The sequence below is a fragment of the Blastococcus sp. SYSU D00669 genome (assembly GCF_054050715.1).
The window spans coordinates 1-584 of sequence record NZ_JBJGZV010000092.1; the positions used below are offsets into that span (position 1 = coordinate 1).

The following is a 584-nucleotide window of genomic DNA, read 5'->3' on the forward strand; positions in this document are numbered from 1 at the left end:
CGCCGAGCGAGCCGAACTCCTCGACGGCGGTGGCCACGGCCCGCTCGGAGGAGGCCGGGTCGTCGACGGACGACTCGACCGCCAGGGCGGCCGCGCCCTCGCCGGTGAGCTTGTCGACCAGCGCCTCGGCCGACTCCCGGTCGCGCCGGTAGGTGAGGACGACGGCGGCGCCCGACAGCGCCAGCTCGGTGCTGATCGCCGCGCCGATGCCGCGCCCGCCGCCGGTGACCAGCGCGACGCGGCCCACCAGGGGCCGCTGAGCGACCGAAGGCTCAGCCACAGGACACCTCCCTCCATGCAGGAGCGCACTGACTCACGCACCACCGCCGTGAACCCTCGCCGGTGTTGCTCGAGGTTGGTTCGAACCCCGCGCCGACGCGGCCGGCCAGGGGTTGCTCAGCCACGGGGCACCTCGCTCCACGGCTTGCCGGTGTCGACGCGCAGGTCGCCGGGCAGCCCGAGCAGCCGCTCGCCGAGGATGTTGCGCAGCACCTCCGACGTGCCGCCCTCGATGGTGTTGGCGCGGGAGCGCAGGAACTTCCGCGGCAGGTCCTCCACCGCCGGGTCGGCCGCGGGATCGGGCC

At 75.3% G+C, this 584-nt stretch carries 1 protein-coding gene and 1 pseudogene; both read right to left on the minus strand.

The features are described 5' to 3' along the window. Positions 1 to 280 (minus strand): SDR family NAD(P)-dependent oxidoreductase (locus ACI8AF_RS27530; protein WP_456542970.1); only part of this gene is annotated, 280 nt, incomplete at its 3' end. A gap of 116 nt (positions 281 to 396) precedes the next feature. Beyond that, a pseudogene (locus ACI8AF_RS27535) lies at positions 397 to 584 on the minus strand (hypothetical protein); the annotation flags it as partial.